Raw genomic sequence first — 19,574 nt, forward strand, 5'->3', positions numbered from 1 at the left:
ATAAAAACGAGACAATGAGTGTAATACACCGTCGTTCGGTGAATAATCCGGACAAAAGCAAAACATTATTGCTACACAGGGATAATTCTAGGTGTCCGAGAATCGCTGGGAAGGTATCGACGAGTTCGTCGCCGTCGCCGAGTGCAGCCAGTTCACGGCTGCCGCTGAACGACTTGGGGTTTCTTCCTCCCATGTCAGTCGACAAATCGTACGCCTGGAAGAGCGCCTTCAGACACGACTGCTGTATCGCAGCACCCGCCGGGTCACGCTGACCGAAGCCGGGCAAACGTTTCTGCAGCATTGCCAGCGTTTGCAGGATGGTCGCGAAGAGGCGTTGCGCGCGGTGGGCGACCTGACCAGCGAGCCCAAGGGCATGTTGCGCATGACCTGCGCCGTGGCGTACGGCGAACGTTTTATCGTGCCGCTGGTGACGCGGTTCATGGGGCTTTATCCACAACTGCGTGTCGACATCGAACTGAGCAATCGCCCGCTCGATCTGGTGCATGAGGGCCTCGACCTGGCGATCCGCCTTGGGCGCTTGCAAGACTCCCGGCTGGTCGCCACTCGCCTGGCACCACGACGCATGTACCTGTGCGCATCGCCGTCCTATCTGGAGCGTTATGGTCGGCCACATAGCCTGTCGGAACTGAGTCGCCACAACTGCCTCATCGGCAGCTCGGACCTGTGGCAACTGGAACAGAACGGGCGGGAATTTTCGCAGCGGGTACAAGGAAACTGGCGCTGCAACAGTGGGCAAGCGGTGCTGGATGCAGCGCTGCAAGGCGTAGGGTTGTGTCAGCTACCGGACTATTACGTGCTGGAGCATTTGAAAAGCGGCGCATTGATTTCGTTACTGGACGCGCATCAACCACCGAATACCGCCGTATGGGCGCTTTATCCACAGCAACGGCATCTGTCGCCCAAAGTGCGCAAATTGGTGGATTACTTGAAGGAAGGGTTGGCCGAACGGCCGGAGTACGCGGCTTAGCGGCGATTGGCCCAACGCTGGCGCAGCCATTCAAGGTCTTCGGGACGAGTGACCTTGAGATTGTCGGATCGACCTTCTATCAACCGTGGCGCCATGCCCGCCCATTCCATGGCCGACGCTTCATCGGTGATGACCGCATCAGCGACGAGACTGTCCGCCAATGCCCGATGCAATGCGCCCAGGCGAAACATCTGCGGCGTATAGGCTTGCCAGATCACACTGCGATCCACGGTTTCGACGACACGACCGTGCTTGTCGACCCGCTTGAGGGTATCGCGTGCCGGCACCGCCAGCAGCCCGCCTACCGGATCATCGGCTAATTCACTCAGCAACTTGTCCAGATCATCACGATTCAGATTCGGCCGAGCAGCGTCGTGAACCAGCACCCAGTCTTCATCATCAGCACCCAGCGCATGCAAATGCAGCAAGGCATTGAGTACCGAACCGGAACGCTCGGAGCCACCCTCAACCCGCTGAATACGCGGATCGCAAGCACTTGCAAGGTTCGGCCAATACGGATCATCAACAGCAAGACTGACCACCACCCCCTTCAGGCAGGGATGATCAAGGAAACAGCCGAGGCTGTGTTCGAGAATAGTGCGCCCGCCCAGTTGCAAGTATTGCTTGGGACGGTCTGCGGCCATACGGGCACCTACACCCGCGGCAGGGATCACGGCCCAGAAGGCCGGTAACGAGGTGTTCATTGAGCCAACTGGTAAAGGGTTTCACCGTCCTTGACCATGCCCAACTCATGGCGAGCCCGCTCTTCAACGGTCTCCATGCCTTTTTTCAGCTCGCTGACCTCGGCGTCCATGACCCGATTGCGTTCCAGCAACCCTTCGTTCTCAGTCTGTTGATCCGCGATCTGCTGAGTCAGCTCAGCCACTTGCGCCAGACTGCCATTACCTACCCACAGGCGGTATTGCAGGCCAGCCAGCAACAGGAGCAAAACGAGGAACAACCAATTGGGACTGCGCATCGAATATCAGGTTTCCAGTGAAAAAAGACAGCCATGCAAAAACTTTGAAGCTTCTGATAGCACGAAGCCTGGAAAATCCAGGCTTGTGCTTATAAGGCATCAGATTAGTGGCAAAAACGTCGCTGTAGCGATTTTTCCGACACAATCCGGTGTCTTTTTACCATTTAGCAATTAACCGCGGAACTCGCTGCGGCCATTGTATTTGGCTTTGCCATTCAACTGCTCTTCGATACGCAGCAGTTGGTTGTACTTGGAAACGCGGTCCGAACGGCACAGGGAACCGGTTTTGATCTGACCAGCCGAAGTGCCCACAGCCAGGTCGGCGATGGTCGAATCTTCGGTTTCGCCGGAGCGGTGCGAGATCACAGCCGTGTAACCCGCAGCCTTGGCCATCTGGATGGCTTCCAGGGTTTCGGTCAGGGTGCCGATCTGGTTGAACTTGATCAGGATCGAGTTGGCGATCTTTTTATCGATGCCTTCTTTCAGGATCTTGGTATTGGTCACGAACAGGTCGTCGCCTACCAACTGAGTCTTCTCTCCGATCTTGTCGGTGAGGATTTTCCAGCCTGCCCAGTCGGACTCGTCCAGGCCGTCTTCGATCGAGATGATCGGGTAACGCTCGGTCAGGCCTTTCAGGTAGTCAGCGAAACCTTCAGCGGTGAACACCTGGCCTTCGCCGGACAGGTTGTACTTGCCGTCTTCGTAGAACTCGCTCGCAGCGCAGTCCAGAGCCAGGGTCACGTCGGTGCCCAGCTTGTAACCGGCGTTGGCTACCGCTTCGGAGATCACTTTCAAAGCGTCTTCGTTGGAGGCCAGGTTCGGTGCAAAACCACCTTCGTCACCGACAGCAGTGCTCAGGCCACGTGCCTTCAGAACAGCCTTGAGGTGATGGAAAATCTCGGTGCCCATGCGCAGACCTTCCGAGAAAGACTTGGCGCCAACCGGCTGAACCATGAATTCCTGGATGTCGACGTTGTTATCGGCGTGCTCGCCACCGTTGATGATGTTCATCATCGGAACCGGCATCGAGTAAACACCCGGGGTACCGTTCAGGTTGGCGATGTGAGCGTACAGCGGCAGGTCCTGGTCCTGTGCTGCTGCCTTGGCCGCGGCCAGGGAAACGGCGAGGATCGCGTTAGCGCCCAGGGAGCCTTTGTTTTCGGTACCGTCGAGCTTGATCATCGCGTGATCCAGCGCTTTCTGGTCGCTTGGGTCCATGCCTTTCAACAGATCGCGGATCGGACCGTTGATGTTGGCCACGGCCTTCAGAACGCCTTTGCCCAGGTAACGGCTCTTGTCGCCATCACGCAGCTCGAGTGCTTCACGCGAGCCAGTGGAAGCACCGGACGGCGCGCAGGCGCTGCCGATGATGCCGTTATCGAGAAGCACGTCCGCTTCCACGGTGGGATTGCCACGGGAGTCGAGAACTTCACGACCTTTGATGTCGACGATTTTTGCCATTGTTGTAAACACTCCAAAGTTGACGAAAACACTGTAGGAGCACGGCTTGCCGGCGATGGAGCCCTCAAGGACGCCATCGCTGGCAAGCCATGCTCCTACAAGAGCAGTGCGGCCAGCGGGCCAGAGCATAAATTCGTGCGGTACTTTACCGGAGAATTGAGGTTTACGCGGTTTCTACCGTCGGAAAACTCTTCACCAGTTCGTCCAACGCTTTGAGCTGGGCCAGGAATGGCTCCAGTTTGTCCAGACGCAAGGCGCAAGGGCCGTCGCATTTGGCGTTGTCCGGGTCCGGGTGGGCTTCGAGGAACAGGCCGGCCAGCGACTGGCTCATGCCAGCCTTGGCCAGATCCGTCACCTGGGCACGACGACCACCGGCGGAATCGGAACGACCACCGGGCATTTGCAGCGCGTGAGTCACGTCGAAGAACACCGGGTATTCGAATTGCTTCATGATACCGAAGCCGAGCATGTCGACGACCAGGTTGTTGTAGCCGAAGCTCGAACCGCGCTCGCAAAGGATCAACTGATCGTTGCCCGCTTCCACGCACTTGCTGAGGATGTGTTTCATCTCATGCGGTGCGAGGAACTGGGCTTTCTTGATGTTGATCACCGCACCAGTCTTGGCCATCGCGACCACGAGGTCGGTCTGGCGCGACAGGAAGGCCGGCAGCTGGATGATGTCGCAGACTTCAGCGACGATCGCGGCCTGATCAGGCTCGTGGACGTCGGTGATGATCGGCACACCGAAGGCTTGCTTGATGTCCTGGAAAATCCGCATGCCCTCTTCCAGGCCGGGGCCACGGTAAGAGGTCACGGAGGAACGGTTGGCCTTGTCAAAGCTGGCCTTGAACACATAAGGGATGCCGAGTTTTTCGGTGACCTTTACGTACTCTTCGCAGACCTGCATCGCCATGTCGCGGCTTTCCAGCACGTTCATGCCACCGAAAAGCACCATTGGCTTGTCGTTGGCAATCTCGATATCGCCTACGCGGATGATCTTCTGCGCCATCGGATTTACGCCTTCTTCTGGTGTTGAATCAACGCTGCTTTAACGAAACCGCTGAACAACGGGTGACCGTCACGCGGTGTCGAGGTGAACTCAGGGTGGAACTGGCAAGCGACGAACCATGGATGATCCGGAGCCTCAACCACTTCAACCAGCGCACCATCACCGGAACGACCGGAGATTTTCAGGCCGGCTTCCATGATTTGCGGCAGCAGGTTGTTGTTCACTTCATAGCGGTGACGGTGACGCTCGACGATGACGTCTTTGGCGTAGCAGTCATGTACCAGCGAACCCGGCTCCAGCAGGCAATCCTGAGCGCCGAGGCGCATGGTGCCGCCCAGATCGGACGATTCGGTACGGGTTTCGACCGCGCCGGTAGCATCTTCCCACTCGGTGATCAGGCCCACGACCGGATGGCCGCTGGCGCGATCGAATTCGGTTGAGTTGGCGTCTTTCCAGCCCAGCACGTTACGAGCGAACTCGATCACGGCCACTTGCATGCCCAGGCAGATGCCCAGGTACGGAACCTTGTTTTCGCGAGCGTATTGAACGGCGGTGATCTTGCCTTCCACGCCACGCAGACCGAAGCCGCCCGGTACGAGGATCGCGTCAACACCTTCGAGCAACGCAGTGCCCTGGTTTTCGATGTCTTCGGAATCGATGTAGCGCAGGTTGACCTTGGTGCGGTTGCTGATGCCGGCGTGACTCATCGCTTCGATCAGCGACTTGTAGGCGTCCAGCAGCTCCATGTACTTGCCGACCATCGCGATGGTGACTTCGTGTTCCGGGTTCAGCTTGGCGTCAACCACCGCTTCCCACTCGGACAGGTCAGCGCTGCCGCATTGCAGGCCGAAACGCTCGACCACGAAATCATCCAGGCCCTGGGAGTGCAGGATGCCCGGGATCTTGTAGATGGTGTCGGCGTCTTCCAGCGCGATCACCGCACGTTCTTCAACGTTGGTGAATTGCGCGATCTTGCGGCGCGAAGAGATGTCGATCGGGTGATCGGAGCGGCAAACCAGTACGTCTGGCTGCAGGCCAATGGAACGCAATTCCTTGACCGAGTGCTGGGTCGGCTTGGTTTTGGTTTCGCCGGCAGTGGCAATGTACGGCACCAGCGTCAGGTGCATCAGCATCGCGCGCTTGGCGCCGACTTCGAAACGCAATTGGCGGATCGCTTCCAGGAACGGTTGCGATTCGATGTCACCCACGGTGCCACCGATCTCGACCATCGCCACGTCGGCATCGCCGGCGCCCTTGATGATCCGGCGCTTGATTTCGTCGGTGATGTGCGGAATCACCTGGATGGTTGCACCCAGGTAGTCACCACGGCGCTCTTTGCGCAGCACGTGCTCGTAGACACGGCCAGTGGTGAAGTTGTTGTTCTGGGTCATGGTCGTGCGGATGAACCGCTCGTAGTGGCCCAGGTCCAGGTCGGTCTCGGCGCCGTCGTGGGTGACGAACACTTCACCGTGCTGGAACGGGCTCATCGTGCCCGGGTCAACGTTGATGTACGGGTCCAGCTTCAGCATGGTGACCTTAAGTCCCCGCGCCTCCAGGATGGCCGCCAATGAAGCCGATGCAATGCCTTTCCCCAATGAAGAAACAACACCGCCCGTGACGAATATGTAGCGCGTCATGAAAAACCCTAGAAGTCTGCGTTAAAGCGGTCCGAGCCGCCGGGGAAAGCGAAGGAAGGCCGAAGCCCCCGATCACCTGCATTAATCACAGTGCACCTTTCAAAAAAACCGCCGCGTTGGGACAGACCGGCAGATGAAACACCGGTACGTTGCTCGCTACACATTTTTTGGAATCGCCCAGCAAAGACTGCTTGGTAATCGGCAACTCCTGCAATTCAGGCGAATCCACAGAAGTTGTATCAAGAAGGGAGCGTAGTCTACCGGAAAGCCCCTTTCAGCTCAAACCTTGATCTTCGCTCGGCGGTTGCCAATGCAAATGCCAGCCATCTTGCCCACTGCCATTCAAGCCCCGTACGTTGGCCACTGCCAGCAATTGCCCCTCGCGGTAGACCAGCGGCAATCTGCCACGGATGAAGCCCGGAACCCCGCGTTCATTGAACAAACGCTTGAGATCGCGATGACCGCGATCGGGCAAATTCATGACCTCGCCTCCCTGACGATAGCGGATTTGCAGCGAGCCATCGGGGATTTGCCCGGTGAGTGTGAGCACGCCGTTATCCGGCAATTCCAGCGGTGTCGAAGGATCCGGCCAATCCACGGCAGGCGGCGAATTGCGGAGCCAACAGCCCGAGAGCCACCAGATACGTCCAGCCGAACGATGCACTTCGCCATCGGCCAGCTGCCAGACCGGACGGGCATCACCGGTGGCATCACGCAAATCCTCCCAACCCGACCAATGGTCACTGTCCGGCAACCGCGTCAGTGCTGTGAGCCAGTGGCTCAGCGCGTTACGCTGGCGAGCGGCAGAGTGCCTTGCAAGGCAAGCCAGCTCCAGAGATTGCACGCCCAGCCAGTCGAACTCATGGGCTGTTGCCGCTTCGACCAGATCAATTTCTGCCAACTCATCCAGCAAAGCCTGCGCTTCACTCAAGTGAGCAGCGCTACGCGCCATCGTCACCGCCGCTTGCGGCCAGCGCTCGGTCAATACCGGAAACACCTGATGCCGCAGGTAGTTGCGGGAGAACTGGCGATCCTGGTTCGAAGGGTCTTCGATCCAGCTCAGCCGGTGTTCGGTTGCGTAGGCTTCAAGTTCGGCGCGTGAGACATCCAGCAGCGGGCGCAGAAGATGTCCACGGCCCAAGACCCGCTCACGCGGCATTCCCGACAAACCTCTCACCCCGGCTCCGCGCAACAGTCGGAACAACAGGGTTTCAGCCTGATCGTCACGGTGCTGGGCGGTCAGCAGAATGTCCTCGGCATGAATCACCGCGCTGAACGCCCCGTAACGCGCCTCACGGGCGGCGCGCTCGATACTGGCGCCAGGTTGAACCTGAACACGAACCACCTGTAGCGACACACCGAGCGCATCACAGACCGACTGACAATGCTCCGGCCAGGCATCCGCCGCCGCTTGCAGGCCGTGATGAACATGAATGGCGCTGAGCGCCGGCAGGGATTCGGTTTTTGCCAGGTCGGCGAGAAGGTGCAGCAGGACGGTGGAGTCGAGACCACCGGAGAACGCGATGTGCCAGGTTGTGGCGTTGCGCCATGGAGCGAGTTGTTTGAGAAGCGTTGCACAAAGTGTCATTGACGCACCAAAACCTGTAGGAGCCGAGCTTGCTCGCGATGAACGTTAACGCGGTCGGTCTGTTAAACCGACGCGCCCCAATCGCGGGCAAGCCTTACTCCTACATGATGGAGGAGCGATCGATCAGAGACCGTAGCTCATCAGTCGCTCGTAACGACGGGCCAGCAGCGCATCATTGTCGAACTTCTTCAGCATCGCCAGTTGCGAGCTCAGCTCGGCACGGATCGACGCAGCCGCAGCAGCCGGGTCACGGTGTGCGCCGCCCAATGGCTCGCCGATCACCTTATCCACAATGCCCAGGCCTTTCAGGCGCTCGGCAGTGATGCCCATCGCTTCAGCGGCGTCCGGGGCTTTCTCGGMGGTTTTCCACAGAATCGATGCACAACCTTCCGGCGAAATCACCGCGTAGGTCGAGTACTGCAGCATGTTCAACTGATCGCAAACACCAATCGCCAAAGCACCACCGGAACCACCTTCACCGATCACGGTGGCGATGATTGGGGTTTTCAGACGCGACATGACACGCAGGTTCCAGGCGATCGCTTCGCTCTGGTTACGCTCTTCAGCGTCAATACCAGGGTAAGCGCCCGGGGTGTCAATGAAGGTCAGGATCGGCATTTTGAAACGCTCGGCCATTTCCATCAGGCGGCACGCCTTGCGGTAGCCTTCAGGACGCGGCATGCCGAAGTTGCGGCGAACCTTCTCGCGCACTTCGCGGCCTTTCTGGTGACCGATGATCATGACCGGCTGGTCGTCCAGACGGGCGATACCGCCAACGATGGCAGCGTCATCGGAGAAATGACGGTCACCGTGCAACTCATCGAACTCGGTGAAAATGTGTTCGATGTAGTCCAGGGTATACGGACGTTTCGGGTGACGCGCCAGGCGTGCGATCTGCCAGCTGGTCAGCTTGCCGAAGATGTCTTCGGTCAGCGTGCTGCTTTTGTCCTGCAGGCGGGAGATCTCATCGCCGATATTCAGCGAATTGTCGTTACCGACCAAGCGCAACTCTTCGATCTTGGCTTGCAGGTCGGCGATCGGCTGTTCGAAATCTAGAAAATTCGGGTTCATAGGCGTCCGTCTTGGGTCGACGTCCAAGAGAGCTTGGGCCGGCCGGTTGTCTATTCGCGCCCTACCTTAAGGGAGAGGCGCGTTCAGGTCGAGATTAAAAATTCGGGTCGAGATCAGGGCACGTTCCAAGGGGGACGAATGGCACCTGACCGTCAACGGTATTGGAGGAAGACGTTGTCTCGCCCGAACTGGTCACGCAAGGCTTGAATCAACGCATCCGCCGGATCGATTCGCCAGGTCTCGCCAAACTGCAGCAAGGCCTTAGCATCGGGGCTCGTGTACTCCATGGTGATCGGGCACGCACCGCGGTGACGCTTGAACAACTCACCCAGCCAGCGTAGCTGATCACCCTTCAAATCCTTGGTTTGCAGCTTCAGGCGCAGGCTCTCGGCGAGGTTGGTGCGCGCATCTTCCATGCTCATCACCCGCTTGACCCGCAGCTTCAGGCCACCGGAGAAGTCGTCATTACTGACCTCGCCCTCGACCACCACCATCGCGTCCGTCTGCAACAGCGACTGCGCCGTATGGAACGCCTCGGCAAACAACGACGCCTCGATCCGMCCSGAGCGATCRTCGAGGGTGATGAAGCCCATCTTGTCGCCYTTTTTGTTCTTCATMACCCGCAGGGCGATGATCATGCCGGCGACCGTTTGGGTATCGCGCGCAGGCTTCAAATCGATGATGCGCTGACGGGCAAAGCGACGGATTTCACCTTCGTATTCGTCAATCGGGTGGCCGGTCAGGTACAGGCCCAGGGTGTCTTTCTCCCCTTTCAACCGCTCCTTGAGGGTCAGTTCCTTGGCCTTGCGATGACTGGCGTAGACGTCCGCGTCTTCTTCGACAAACAGACCGCCAAACAGGTCGGCATGGCCGCTGTCCTGGGTGCGCGCGGTTTGTTCGGCGGCTTTGATCGCCCCTTCCATCGCGGCCAGCAAGATCGCACGATTCTGGTCGATGCTCGCCTGATAAGCCTTCGGTTCGTCATGGAAACAAGGCCCCAGACGATCCAGCGCGCCACTGCGGATCAAACCGTCCAGGGTGCGCTTGTTGATACGCTTGAGATCGACACGGGCACAGAAGTCGAACAGATCCTTGAACGGACCGTCCTGGCGCGCCTCGGTGATCGCTTCCACCGGACCTTCGCCCACGCCCTTGATCGCGCCGAGGCCGTAAATAATCCGGCCTTCGTCATTCACCGTGAACTTGAACTCGGAGGCATTCACATCCGGCGCGTCGAGACGCAGCTTCATGGTGCGAATTTCTTCGATCAAGGTCACAACCTTGTCGGTGTTGTGCATGTCCGCCGACAGCACCGCCGCCATGAATGGCGCCGGGTAATGCGTTTTCAGCCACGCCGTCTGGTACGACACCAGGCCATACGCCGCGGAGTGGGATTTGTTGAAGCCGTAGCCGGCGAATTTTTCTACCAGGTCGAAAATGTTACCGGCAAGGTCAGCGTCGATGTTGTTGGTCGCGCAACCTTCAATGAAACCGCCGCGCTGCTTGGCCATTTCTTCCGGTTTTTTCTTACCCATGGCACGACGCAGCATGTCCGCACCGCCGAGGGTGTAACCGGCCATGACCTGGGCAATCTGCATCACCTGTTCCTGATACAGGATGATGCCGTAAGTCGGCGCCAGTACGGGCTTGAGGCCTTCGTACTGGTAATCCGAGTGCGGGTACGCGAGCTCGGCGCGGCCGTGCTTACGGTTGATAAAGTCGTCCACCATGCCCGATTGCAATGGACCCGGACGGAACAGGGCCACCAGTGCGATCAAGTCTTCCAGGCAGTCGGGCTTGAGCTTTTTGATCAGCTCCTTCATGCCGCGCGACTCAAGCTGGAACACCGCCGTGGTTTCGGCTTTTTGCAGCAGTGTGTAGGTCGGCTTGTCGTCCAGCGGAATGAACGCGATGTCCAGCGGCGGTTCGTCGACCTTCGCGCGGTCGCGGTTGATGGTCTTCAACGCCCAATCGATAACGGTCAGGGTCCGCAGGCCGAGGAAGTCGAACTTCACCAAACCGGCCGCTTCAACGTCATCCTTGTCGAACTGGGTCACCAGACCGTCACCGGCCTCATCGCAATAAATCGGCGAGAAGTCCGTCAGTTTGGTCGGCGCGATCACCACACCACCGGCGTGTTTACCGACGTTTCGCACGACGCCTTCCAGCTTGCGGGCCATTTCCCAGATTTCGGCGGCTTCTTCATCGACCTTGATGAAGTCACGCAGGATCTCTTCCTGCTCATACGCCTTTTCCAGGGTCATGCCGACTTCGAACGGAATCATCTTCGACAGACGATCCGCCAGTCCGTAGGACTTGCCCTGCACCCGCGCCACGTCCCGGACCACGGCTTTTGCAGCCATGGAACCGAAGGTGATGATCTGGCTTACGGCGTTGCGACCGTACTTGTCGGCCACGTATTCAATTACCCGATCACGACCGTCCATGCAGAAGTCGACGTCGAAGTCGGGCATCGATACCCGTTCCGGGTTAAGGAAACGTTCGAACAGCAGGTCATATTCGAGCGGATCGAGGTCCGTAATCTTTTGTACATAGGCCACCAGCGACCCGGCGCCCGAACCCCGGCCGGGACCTACCGGGACGCCGTTGCTCTTGGCCCACTGAATGAAGTCCATAACGATCAGGAAGTAACCGGGGAACCCCATCTGGATGATGATATCCAGCTCGAAATTCAACCGGTCGACGTAGACCTGACGCTTGGCCTCGTAGTCTTCGGTGGTGTCCTTGGGCAGCAGAACGGTCAGCCGTTCTTCCAGGCCATCAAAGGACACCTTGCGGAAATACTCGTCGATGGTCATGCCATCGGGAATCGGGAAGTTGGGCAGAAAGTGTTTGCCCAATTTCACTTCGATGTTGCAGCGCTTGGCGATCTCGACTGTGTTTACCAGTGCCTCGGGCAGGTCACTGAACAACTCGGCCATTTCCTCGGCGCTTTTGAGGTATTGCTGATCGCTGTAATTCTTCGAACGGCGCGGATCGTCGAGGGCGCGGCCCTCACCGATGCAAACGCGGGTTTCGTGAGCGGCGAAGTCTTCCTGCTTGATGAAGCGCACATCGTTGGTCGCGACCAGTGGCGCACCGATTTTGTCGGCCAGGGCCACGGCACCGTGCAACTGCTCTTCATCGTTGGGGCGATTGGTGCGCTGGATTTCCAGATAAAAACGGTCCRGAAACACCGCCATCCATTCGCGCGCCAGGTTTTCCGCTTCAGCCGGGTTGCCACTGAGCATGGCCAGGCCAATTTCGCCCTCTTTCGCCGCTGAGAGCATGATCAAGCCTTCGCTGGCTTCGGCGACCCATTCGCGCTCGATGATCACCGAGCCATTGCGCTGGCCGTCGATGAAACCACGGGAAATCAGTTCAGTCAGGTTGCGATAGCCGACAGCGTTCATGGCCAGCAGGCTGATCCGGCTAAGGGCGTTGTCCGGATCCTTGTTCGACAGCCACAAGTCGGCGCCACAGATCGGCTTGATCCCGGCCCCCATGGAGGCTTTGTAGAATTTGACCAGGGAACACATGTTGTTCTGGTCGGTGACCGCTACGGCAGGCATGTTCATGCCGACCAGGGTCTTGACCAGCGGTTTGATCCGCACCAGACCGTCGACCAGGGAATATTCAGTGTGCAGGCGTAGGTGAACGAATGAAGCCGGCATAGTGATCCTGTCTAGAAACGTGAAGACAACAAGGCCCGGATTGTACCGGGCCTTGAGTAAAACATCAGCCTTGCGACTAACTCTCGATCAGACTTTCCCGCGCCTCGTACGCCAGGCGCACCGGGGCGAACGAGCGGCGGTGAATCGGCGTTGGCCCCAAGCGGGCCAGCGCTTCCAGATGAACGGGGGTCGGATAGCCTTTGTGCCCGCCGATGCCGTAACCCGGGTAAATCAGTTCGAACGCGGCCATTTCGCGGTCGCGGCTGACCTTGGCCAGAATCGATGCCGCGGCAATGGCTGGCACCTTGCCGTCGCCCTGCACCACCGCTTCAGCGCGCATCGACAGTTTCGGGCAACGATTGCCGTCGATCATGGCCAGTTTCGGCTGGATGTGCAGACCTTCGACCGCGCGCTGCATCGCCAGCATGGTGGCGTGCAGGATGTTCAGCTCGTCGATTTCCTCGACTTCGGCCCGGGCGATGCACCAGCTCAGGGCTTTTTCGCAGATTTCGTCGAAGAGCTTTTCGCGACGGGCTTCGGTGAGTTTTTTCGAATCGTTCAGACCGAGGATCGGACGGTTCGGATCGAGGATCACCGCAGCCGTGACCACTGCACCGCAGAGCGGGCCGCGACCGACTTCGTCGACACCGGCCACGAGGTCTTCGACTTCGGCGACCAGGGTGAAGTCCAGGCCCATCTGTGTGCTGGTTTTGCTCATTGTGTTTTGCCGATCAAGTTCAGTACTGCATCCGCCGCCTGATTGGAGGCGTCCAGACGCAAGGTACGGTGAATTTCGTCGAAGCCGCGAGTCTGTTCCTCGCCGCCTTCGATCAGAGGGAACAGCGTTTGCGCCAGCGCTTCGACTGTCGCGTCGTCTTGCAGCAACTCAGGCACCAACAGGCGCTGGGCCAAGAGGTTCGGCAAGGACACGTAAGGGCTTTTCACCATCCGCTTGAGGATCCAGAACGTCAGCGGCGCCAGACGATAAGCCACCACCATCGGTCGCTTGTAGAGCAACGCTTCCAGCGTAGCGGTCCCGGAGGCAATCAGCACCGCATCACAAGCGGCCAGGGCCAGATGGGATTTGCCGTCAAGCAAGGTCAGCGGCAGATCGCGACCGGCCAACAGCTCTTCAAGCTGCGCGCGCCGTTCAGGGTTGGCGCATGGCATGACAAAGCGCACACCTGGGCGCATGGCCCGCAAACGCTGGGCAGTATCAAGGAACAAGGCGCCGAGACGGCCCACTTCACCGCCACGACTGCCGGGCATCAACGCGACCAGAGGTCCCTCTGGCAATCCGAGCTCAGCCCGCGCGGCAGCCCTATCGGCCTCCAGCGGGATCGCATCGGCCAGGGAGTGCCCGACAAAACGCACCGGCACGCCCTTCTCTTCATAGAATTTCGCTTCGAACGGAAACAGCGTCAGCATCAGGTCGCAGCCTTCGCGGATCTTCAGCACGCGCTTCTGACGCCATGCCCACACCGACGGGCTGACGTAATGCACGGTCTTGATCCCGGCCTGACGCAGCTTGAGTTCGATATTGAGGTTGAAGTCCGGAGCATCGATACCGATGAACACGTCCGGCTTCTCAGCGATCAGGTCGGCGATCAGCTTCTTGCGACGCGCCAGCAGCTCACGCAACCGTCCCAGCACTTCCACCAGGCCCATGACCGAAAGCCGTTCCATGGGGAAGTATGAGGTCAGCCCCTCGGCCTGCATCAACGGACCACCGACACCGATGAATTCCACCGCCGGATGTCGAGCCTTGAGTGCGCGCATGAGGCCTGCGCCCAGAATGTCGCCGGAAGCCTCACCCGCTACCAGCGCAATACGCAGATTAGCCATGATTAACGAGTAATGCCGCGGGTCGAAGACTGGATGGAATCACGGAACACCGCGACTTCCGGGAACTGATCCGAAGGTTCGGTCAGTTCGGCAAGCGCTTGCTCGACGGTCAGGCCTTGGCGATAAACCACCTTATAGGCGCGGCGCAGCGCGTGGATCGCGTCTTCACTGAAACCGCGGCGACGCATGCCTTCGAAGTTCATGCTGCGGGCTTCAGCGGGGTTGCCAAACACCGTGACGTACGCTGGAACGTCCTTGCCGATGGCTGTACCCATACCGGAAAAGCTGTGGGCACCAATGTGGCAATACTGGTGAACCAGGGTAAAACCGGAGAGGATCGCCCAGTCTTCAACGTGTACATGGCCAGCCAACGCGGTGTTGTTGACCAGGATGCAGTGGTTGCCGATGACGCTGTCGTGGCCGATGTGGGCATAGGCCATGATCAGGTTGTGATCACCCAGGGTCGTTTCCGAACGGTCTTGAACGGTCCCGCGGTGAATCGTCACGCCTTCACGGATGACGTTGTGGTCACCGATGACCAGACGGGTTTCTTCGCCTTTGTATTTCAGATCGGGCGTGTCCTCACCTACCGAAGAAAACTGGTAGATGCGGTTGTGCTTACCGATACGGGTCGGGCCTTTGAGAATCACGTGCGGCCCGATCACTGTCCCCTCGCCGATTTCCACACCTGCGCCGACGATCGACCATGGGCCGACCTCAACGTCGTCGGCCAGTACAGCCGTCGGATCGATGATTGCGCGAGGGTCAATCAAACTCATAGTTTGCGTTCCGCACAGATGATTTCAGCAGAGCAGACTGGCTTGCCGTCGACCGAAGCCTGGCATTCGAACTTCCAGATCTGACGCTTGCAGCTCAGGAACTTGGCTTCAAGGATCAACTGATCGCCCGGCAGCACAGGCTGGCGGAAGCGCAGCTTGTCGGAGCCGACGAAGTAGTAAAGGGTGCCGTCCGCCGGTTTCACGTCGAGCATTTTGAAACCAAGGATCCCGGCAGCCTGAGCCATCGCTTCGATGATCAATACGCCCGGCATGATTGGATGCGCAGGGAAGTGACCATTGAAGAACGGTTCGTTGATGCTGACATTCTTGTAGGCGCGAATGCGCTTGCCTTCCACATCCAGATCCACAACCCGGTCCACCAGCAGGAACGGGTAACGGTGAGGCAGGTATTCGCGAATCTCGTTGATGTCCATCATTTCGGGGGGAAGCCTATGTAAAGATTGGGAACGCACGAGTGACGCGCGCTCCTCTAGCAAATCAAGGAGGCAGTCTAACGGCTGTGCACACTTGATATGGAAATGGTATCAGCCATCTGAAGAAGCATTACCGTCAGGGGTCACTTCCCCTACGTGCTTTTCCAGTTGTCGCAGTCGCCGCGCGATGTCATCGAGCTGACGGATGCGTGCCGCGCTTTTGCGCCACTCGGCAGCCGGTTGCATGGCTGTACCGGAAGAATAGGCGCCCTTTTCGGTAATCGAGTGGGTCACCATGGTCATCCCGGTGATGAAAACGTTGTCGCAAATTTCGATGTGCCCCACCAGCCCCACACCACCTGCGAGCATGCAATGCTTGCCGATCTTGGTGCTGCCGGAGATCCCCACACAAGCGGCCATGGCGGTGTGATCACCGATCTGCACGTTGTGGGCAATCTGGATCTGGTTGTCGAGCTTCACACCATTACCGAGAACGGTATCGGCCAACGCACCGCGGTCGATGGCGGTATTCACGCCAATCTCCACATCGTCACCGACCAACACGCCACCGATCTGGGCGATTTTCTGCCAGACACCTTTTTCGTTGGCAAAACCGAAACCTTCGCCACCGAGCACGGCACCCGACTGAATGACCACTCGCTTGCCGATGCGCACGTCGTGATACAGCGTGACGCGCGGGGCCAGCCAGCCGCCTTCRCCGATTTCGCAACGCGCACCGATGAAGCAATGAGCGCCGATGGTCACGCCCGCCGCAATACGCGCACCGCTTTCGATCACCGCAAAGGCACCAATACTCGCCGCTGGATCAACCACTGCATCCGCGGCCACTACCGCTGTCGGGTGAACACCTGCGGGCGCCTTGGGCTTGGGATCGAACAAATGGGAAATACGCGCGTAGGCCAGGTACGGATCCGGCACTACCAGCGCATCACCGGAAAACCCTTCGGCATCAGCGGCCTTCAGCAACAGCGCTGCGGCCCGGCAGTCGGCCAGGTATTTACGGTATTGAGGATTTGCGAGAAAGCTCAACTGAGCTGGGCCAGCCTCTTGCAAAGTGGCTAGCCCAGTAATTTCTTTCTCCGGGTCGCCACGTAGCGTGGCGCCGAGGAACTCGGCCAACTGGCCGAGCTTAATAGTCGCTGTCATGGTTACTTCAGCTGATTCATGCGCTCGATAACCTGGCGAGTGATGTCGTACTGAGGCTTGACATCAATCACTGCGCCACGCTCGAAGACCAGGTCAAAAGCACCTTTCTTGATGACTTCTTCCACAGCGCTGTCCAGTTTCGGCTTGAGCTGCTTCAGCATTTCACGGTCGGCAACGGCTTTGGCTTCGTTCAGTTCCTTGGACTGGAACTGGAAGTCACGGGCCTTTTGCTTGAACTCGAGTTCAAGGCGCTCACGCTCACCTTGTTGCATCTTGTCGCCACCGGCCATCAGACGATCCTGAATACCTTTGGCGCTGCTTTCCAGCGTCTTGAGCTTGGTCAGTTGCGGGCCAAATTTCTTCTCGGCATCCACGGCATATTTCTTGGCCGCGTCGGATTCCAGCAGAGCCATCTGATAGTTCAGAACGGCGATTTTCATGTCGGCAAAAGCCGGACCTGCTACCAGTACGGTCGCCAGGAGAACCAATTGAGTCAACTTACGCACGATGTACTCCTACAAAATCCATTGTCGTTATTTTGGGACAAACGCTTAGAACGTCTGGCCAAGAGAGAATTGGAACACCTGGGTTTCAGCGTTATCCGGTTCTTTTACTGGCATGGCCAATGCAAAGCTCAGAGGACCCAGCGCGGTGACCCATGTCACACCCACACCGACGGAACTGGCCAGGTTGCTCAGACTGATATCGTTGCACTGCGTATTGGACTTCACATTAGCGTTAGTGTTGGAAGTCTGCTGGCACTTGGAGTCGAAGACGTTACCCACATCCCAGAATACCGAGGTACGCAGCGAGCGCTGATCTTTGACGAATGGCAGCGGGAACAGAATCTCCGCACCACCTTGAATCAGGACGTTACCGCCAAATGGCAGTGGATCCTGATCCGGGTCAGCAAGCGTGCCCGGGTTGCCAGTGACGCCTTGACCGCGGCTCGGAGTACTACGCGGCCCCAATGTGCTGTCCTTGAAGCCACGAACCGAGTTGAAACCACCAGCATAGTAGTTTTCATAGAATGGCAAGCCATCGGTCGAACCGTAACCGTCGCCATAACCCAATTCAGTGTGCAGGCGCATGGTGTAGTTCTCGCTCAGCGGCTGGAACAACTGGCCACGGTAGTCGAGCTTGTAGAACGACAGGTCGCTACCCGGCACGGTCACTTCCGCTGTCAAGCTTTGAGAATGACCACGGGTCGCCAGCACACCTTTGTTCAGGGTGGACTCGGACCAACCGGCCGATGCCTTGAAGTTCAGGTACTGGTCGCCTTCGGTGTTTACGAAGTCGAAGATTTCATCGACGGTGTACTGACCGGTCTTGATCTTGTCTTGCTGTGCAGTCAGGCCAAAGGTCAGACGCGAAGTCTCACTGATCGGGTAACCGACACTTACGCCGGCACCCAGGCTATCTACGGCATAGCTCGCTACGTCGACATCAAGGTCTTTGTAGTCGGTGGTGCGATAGAAAGCGTTGTAACCCAGGCTCACGCCATCGGCTGTCCAGTACGGGTCGACATAACCGAAGTTATAGCGGCTCTGGTATTCGCTTTTGGTCAAGCCGATGCTGACCTTGTTACCGGTACCCAGGAAGTTGTTCTGAGTGATGGAACCACCGAGGATCAGGCCAGCACTTTGAGCGAAACCAACGCTGGCAGTGATCGAACCGGAAGCCTGTTCTTCAACGCTGTAGTTCACATCAACCTGGTCATCGACACCTGGCACAGCAGGTGTTTCGACGTTCACTTCCTTAAAGAAGCCCAGACGCTCAAGACGAGTCTTGGATTGGTCGATCAGGTAGGTCGAAGCCCAGCCGCCTTCCATCTGACGCATTTCACGGCGCAGCACTTCGTCTTCAGACTTGGTGTTGCCACGGAAGTTGATACGGTTCACGTAAGCACGCTTGCCTGGATCGACCGCGAAAGTAATGTCGACGGTGTGGTCGTCTTCATGCGGCTGAGGCACACCGCTTACGTTGGCGAAGGTATAGCCCTCGTTACCCAGACGGCGAGTAATCAGCTCCGACGTGGTGGTCATCAGCTTGCGCGAGAACACCTGGCCTTTCTGCACCAGCAGCAGGGATTTGATCTGGTCTTCAGGGACTTTCAGGTCACCGCTCAACTTGACGTCACGAACGGTGTACTTATCGCCTTCGTTGACGTTGACGGTGATGTAGACGTGTTTCTTGTCCGGAGTAATCGATACCTGAGTCGAAGCGATATCCATATTGATATAGCCGCGGTCCAGGTAGTAGGAACGCAGGCGCTCCAAGTCACCGGAAAGTTTTTCCCGCGCGTACTTGTCGTCGTTCTTGAAGAAGGACAGCCAGTTGGTGGTCTTCAGTTCGAACAGGTCGATCAGGTCTGCTTCAGGGAAGACGGTGTTACCCACCACGTTGATGTGCTGGATGGCAGCGACGGTGCCTTCGTTGATGTTGACCTTCAATCCGACACGGTTACGCGGCTGCGGGACCACCTCGGTGTCGACGGTGGCCGAGTAGCGGCCCTGAGCGACGTATTGGCGTTGCAGCTCGTTACGCACACCTTCAAGGGTGGCGCGCTGGAAGATTTCACCTTCGGCCAGACCGGACTGCTTGAGGCCCTTCATCAGGTCTTCAGTAGAGATCGCCTTGTTACCTTCGATCTCGATACTGGCGACCGATGGACGCTCGACTACCGTGATGACCAGGACGTTGCCATCGCGGCCCAGCTGGATATCTTGAAAGAAACCGGTTTTGAACAACGCACGAGTGGATTCCACCAGGCGACGATCGTCCGCCTGTTCGCCGACGTTCAACGGCAAAGCACCAAAGACGCTACCCGCGGAGACCCGCTGGAGGCCATTGACGCGAATATCAGAGATAGTGAAGGACTCGGCGTGAACTTCGGCGATCATCAATACGGTGAGAACCGCAGTTAGCAGCAGACGTTTCAT

Annotated in this window: 16 protein-coding genes; 1 reads left to right on the plus strand and 15 read right to left on the minus strand. The window is 58.2% G+C overall.

The window, feature by feature from the left end; genetic code table 11:
• Positions 1–91 precede the first annotated feature (91 nt).
• Positions 92–988, plus strand: a complete 897-nt coding sequence (locus AC1D2P_RS14040; RefSeq protein WP_046029220.1) for a LysR substrate-binding domain-containing protein — start codon at positions 92–94, stop codon at positions 986–988.
• Here AC1D2P_RS14040 and ispD read toward each other — a convergent pair.
• The 15 genes from ispD to bamA all read right to left on the minus strand — a co-directional run bounded on the left by ispD (position 985) and on the right by bamA (position 19,574).
• Complete coding sequence (ispD, locus tag AC1D2P_RS14045; RefSeq protein WP_046029218.1) at positions 985–1,692, minus strand: 2-C-methyl-D-erythritol 4-phosphate cytidylyltransferase; 708 nt, start codon at positions 1,690–1,692, stop codon at positions 985–987. The two genes, AC1D2P_RS14040 and ispD, sit on opposite strands and share 4 nt — an antisense overlap.
• A complete protein-coding gene (gene ftsB, locus AC1D2P_RS14050; RefSeq protein WP_109786003.1) occupies positions 1,689–1,967 on the minus strand; it encodes a cell division protein FtsB in 279 nt (92 codons plus the stop codon). Before ftsB ends, ispD begins: the two co-directional genes overlap by 4 nt.
• 171 nt (positions 1,968–2,138) lie before the next feature.
• Positions 2,139–3,428 (minus strand): phosphopyruvate hydratase, encoded by a 1,290-nt coding sequence (gene eno, locus AC1D2P_RS14055; protein WP_046029212.1) that lies wholly within the window; start codon positions 3,426–3,428, stop codon positions 2,139–2,141.
• Between the two features lie 163 nt (positions 3,429–3,591).
• Complete coding sequence (gene kdsA, locus AC1D2P_RS14060; protein WP_046029210.1) at positions 3,592–4,437, minus strand: 3-deoxy-8-phosphooctulonate synthase; 846 nt, start codon at positions 4,435–4,437, stop codon at positions 3,592–3,594.
• Between the two features lie 5 nt (positions 4,438–4,442).
• Positions 4,443–6,074 carry a CTP synthase gene (locus AC1D2P_RS14065; protein ID WP_046029209.1) on the minus strand — a complete coding sequence of 544 codons (1,632 nt, stop codon included), beginning with the start codon at positions 6,072–6,074 and terminating at the stop codon, positions 4,443–4,445.
• Positions 6,075–6,348: 274 nt separating this feature from the next.
• Complete coding sequence (tilS, locus tag AC1D2P_RS14070; RefSeq protein WP_477757769.1) at positions 6,349–7,662, minus strand: tRNA lysidine(34) synthetase TilS; 1,314 nt, start codon at positions 7,660–7,662, stop codon at positions 6,349–6,351.
• A 123-nt stretch (positions 7,663–7,785) separates the two neighbouring features.
• On the minus strand, positions 7,786–8,733 hold the full coding sequence (locus AC1D2P_RS14075) for an acetyl-CoA carboxylase carboxyltransferase subunit alpha (protein WP_477811472.1): 948 nt from the start codon (positions 8,731–8,733) through the stop codon (positions 7,786–7,788).
• Between the two features lie 152 nt (positions 8,734–8,885).
• On the minus strand, positions 8,886–12,407 hold the full coding sequence (gene dnaE / locus AC1D2P_RS14080) for a DNA polymerase III subunit alpha (protein WP_477811473.1): 3,522 nt from the start codon (positions 12,405–12,407) through the stop codon (positions 8,886–8,888).
• A 76-nt stretch (positions 12,408–12,483) separates the two neighbouring features.
• The gene (gene rnhB / locus AC1D2P_RS14085; protein ID WP_046029204.1) at positions 12,484–13,125 is read right to left on the minus strand and encodes a ribonuclease HII; all 642 of its coding nucleotides are present in this window, start codon (positions 13,123–13,125) and stop codon (positions 12,484–12,486) included.
• Entirely contained in the window at positions 13,122–14,252 is a 1,131-nt protein-coding gene (gene lpxB / locus AC1D2P_RS14090; RefSeq protein ID WP_046029202.1) for a lipid-A-disaccharide synthase, read from the minus strand. The genes rnhB and lpxB overlap by 4 nt, the downstream gene beginning before the upstream one ends.
• Before the next feature lie 2 nt (positions 14,253–14,254).
• Complete coding sequence (lpxA, locus tag AC1D2P_RS14095; protein ID WP_477757768.1) at positions 14,255–15,031, minus strand: acyl-ACP--UDP-N-acetylglucosamine O-acyltransferase; 777 nt, start codon at positions 15,029–15,031, stop codon at positions 14,255–14,257.
• Positions 15,028–15,468 (minus strand): 3-hydroxyacyl-ACP dehydratase FabZ, encoded by a 441-nt coding sequence (gene fabZ, locus AC1D2P_RS14100; RefSeq protein ID WP_007907157.1) that lies wholly within the window; start codon positions 15,466–15,468, stop codon positions 15,028–15,030. The genes lpxA and fabZ overlap by 4 nt, the downstream gene beginning before the upstream one ends.
• 108 nt (positions 15,469–15,576) lie before the next feature.
• Entirely contained in the window at positions 15,577–16,632 is a 1,056-nt protein-coding gene (gene lpxD / locus AC1D2P_RS14105; protein WP_077430792.1) for a UDP-3-O-(3-hydroxymyristoyl)glucosamine N-acyltransferase, read from the minus strand.
• A 2-nt stretch (positions 16,633–16,634) separates the two neighbouring features.
• On the minus strand, positions 16,635–17,138 hold the full coding sequence (locus AC1D2P_RS14110; RefSeq protein ID WP_008028980.1) for an OmpH/Skp family outer membrane protein: 504 nt from the start codon (positions 17,136–17,138) through the stop codon (positions 16,635–16,637).
• A gap of 45 nt (positions 17,139–17,183) precedes the next feature.
• Positions 17,184–19,574: an outer membrane protein assembly factor BamA gene (bamA, locus tag AC1D2P_RS14115; protein WP_223523860.1), complete on the minus strand. Its 2,391-nt coding sequence runs from the start codon at positions 19,572–19,574 to the stop codon at positions 17,184–17,186.

The organism is Pseudomonas sp. P1_F1_2, from assembly GCF_056405815.1.

Bases quoted from the DNA above. Each gene is read 5' to 3' on its own strand.
- bamA (WP_223523860.1), bottom strand. From the start codon at position 19,574: ATGAAACGTCTGCTGCTAACTGCGGTTCTCACCGTATTGATGATCGCC.
- lpxA (WP_477757768.1), bottom strand. From the start codon at position 15,031: ATGAGTTTGATTGACCCTCGCGCAATCATCGATCCGACGGCTGTACTG.
- ispD (WP_046029218.1), bottom strand. From the start codon at position 1,692: ATGAACACCTCGTTACCGGCCTTCTGGGCCGTGATCCCTGCCGCGGGT.
- rnhB (WP_046029204.1), bottom strand. From the start codon at position 13,125: ATGAGCAAAACCAGCACACAGATGGGCCTGGACTTCACCCTGGTCGCC.
- ftsB (WP_109786003.1), bottom strand. From the start codon at position 1,967: ATGCGCAGTCCCAATTGGTTGTTCCTCGTTTTGCTCCTGTTGCTGGCT.
- AC1D2P_RS14065 (WP_046029209.1), bottom strand. From the start codon at position 6,074: ATGACGCGCTACATATTCGTCACGGGCGGTGTTGTTTCTTCATTGGGG.
- lpxB (WP_046029202.1), bottom strand. From the start codon at position 14,252: ATGGCTAATCTGCGTATTGCGCTGGTAGCGGGTGAGGCTTCCGGCGAC.
- tilS (WP_477757769.1), bottom strand. From the start codon at position 7,662: ATGACACTTTGTGCAACGCTTCTCAAACAACTCGCTCCATGGCGCAAC.
- fabZ (WP_007907157.1), bottom strand. From the start codon at position 15,468: ATGATGGACATCAACGAGATTCGCGAATACCTGCCTCACCGTTACCCG.
- eno (WP_046029212.1), bottom strand. From the start codon at position 3,428: ATGGCAAAAATCGTCGACATCAAAGGTCGTGAAGTTCTCGACTCCCGT.
- kdsA (WP_046029210.1), bottom strand. From the start codon at position 4,437: ATGGCGCAGAAGATCATCCGCGTAGGCGATATCGAGATTGCCAACGAC.